Raw genomic sequence first — 1,963 nt, 5'->3', positions numbered from 1 at the left:
GAGCCGCGGATGTATCGGCTCTTGCGGCAGACTTAGAAGCCGCAGGCAAAGCCGAGGATATAGCCTTTATCCGCGAACATCTGCCCGACTACGCGCAACAGCTTACGGAACTGGAAAAAAACATACGCGCCGCCACAACCGCGTCCGATTCTTTGTAAATACCAACCTTCGGGATGTCTAAGAAGTAAGAATAAAACCACGGAGGACACAGAGGAAGAGAAGATTTTCGTACCAAAACTTCCATATCCTCCGCATCCTCTTCAAGCGAAAATTCACCTCTTGAACCTTATTTTACCCAACGAAAAAACCTAAAATTTAATAAATTCCTCATTTTTATTCCTTTTCAAACAGTTTACAATTTTACCTTAAAAATAATATAATATCTGTAATGAGTCAAAAAACCGCCTTGACTGTTAAAACAATGCGTCAGTAAACGCAGTTTACAGGAAACGCAGTTTATTAATGGAGAAAAATATTGATAAATAATGAAAAGGCGGGGCAGGACTTATCCGGACGCCGCGCCGCCATTGTGACGGCTTTAAACAAATCAATTGAAATATTTTCCGCCCATGAAGAAGAAACATTTGAAGAAGTAATGATCAATGGCATAAGGCCTTTTGCCGACGCGATCGGACTTGACCGCGTAGTTTTCTATAAGCTGGTAAACATTGGAGAGGGAAAACGTCTTAAACAAGTTTACCGTTGGGACAAGTCGGAAGGCTGTCTTATGTCTCTTGTCGATGAAATGAAATTTTTACCTAATAATCCGCTTTTAGACAAGTGGCTTTCGATCTCATCGCAGGGCGGTTATATCCGTTTTAGGGAAAGCGATTATACCGAAGATGTGGCTGCTTTCATGCGCGCCTTTGGCGTAAAATCGATATTAATAACGCCCGTTTTTACGCATGGCAAATATTGGGGAGTTGTCAATTTTCAGGACCATACCAACGACCGTTATTTTGACGAAGATTGCGCCGATTTGCTTCATTCCGCCGCGTGCATATTCTCAAACGCGGTTATCAGAGAGGAAATGAAACAGCGCGAAAAAATGGAAGCCGCGCTAAACAGAGCCGCCATCATGTTTCTCTCTCAAAACGAAGAAACATTTGAAGCCGCCATGACTGCGGGCGTGAAAGAGATCGCCGACGTATTCAATTTGGACAGATTTTCCCTATTGCGAAGCTTTACAATGTCAGGCGGTTTGCAGAAAGGCGGGCAAATATACCGCTGGGACAGGGAATCAGGCGGAACCACCGCGCCGATAAAAGGGCTGGAGTCTTTTTCTCCAGAAAAGTATGTGCCAAACTGGCGGAAAATTTTTACTTCAGGAGGAGCGATTAACGGCCCTGTCAGGCTTATGAGCGAAGCGGCCGTACTGCAATCGTTTGGTTTAGTTTCCATATGCGTTACTCCAGTTTTTATTAACAACGATTTTTGGGGAATTGCTTTTTTTGAAGACCTCCATACTGAGCGTTATTTTGATAAGGACAGCGTTGAGATAATGCGGCTGGCGGCGTTTCTGTGCGCGAACACCGTCATACGCGCCGACATGGAAAAAGACATACTTGATCATGGCGAACAGCTAAAAATCAAACTGGAACAGCAGGAATTAATTTCCGAACTGTCAAGAGGGTTTATTTCTTCCGGCGATTCACAAACGCTGGTACAGGAAGCAATCGCCAAGTTGGGGCGCTACCATAAAGTGTCATTAGTGTTTATTTTCGCCATTGATTATCAGCGTAAAGACATTTATCTGGCATATCACTGGTGCGCCGACAATACGATTCCGCGAAACTCAATATCCAATCTGTATGATTATTTAATTGAAATATTTCCAGTAACGCTTCCCGACTGCGCCACATTGCCAATAATCGTCTGCGATGACACAAGCGCCAATCCCGACGCTATTTATCAGGAGCTCAATGGAATTAATGTCAAGGCGATTATCGGCGTGCCGCTTTAT

The 1,963-nt window shown here is 44.0% G+C and carries 1 protein-coding gene; it reads left to right on the top strand.

Annotated elements, in window-relative coordinates; genetic code table 11:
• Positions 1-475: 475 nt before the first annotated feature.
• On the top strand, positions 476-1,963 hold a 1,488-nt coding region (locus ACYVRA_RS06270), incomplete at its 3' end, for a GAF domain-containing protein (protein ID WP_461251891.1).

Source organism: Treponema sp. R8-4-B8 (assembly GCF_054786175.1).
The sequence above is the reverse complement of the archived record's forward strand: the minus strand, read 5'-3'. Positions and strand labels throughout refer to the sequence as shown.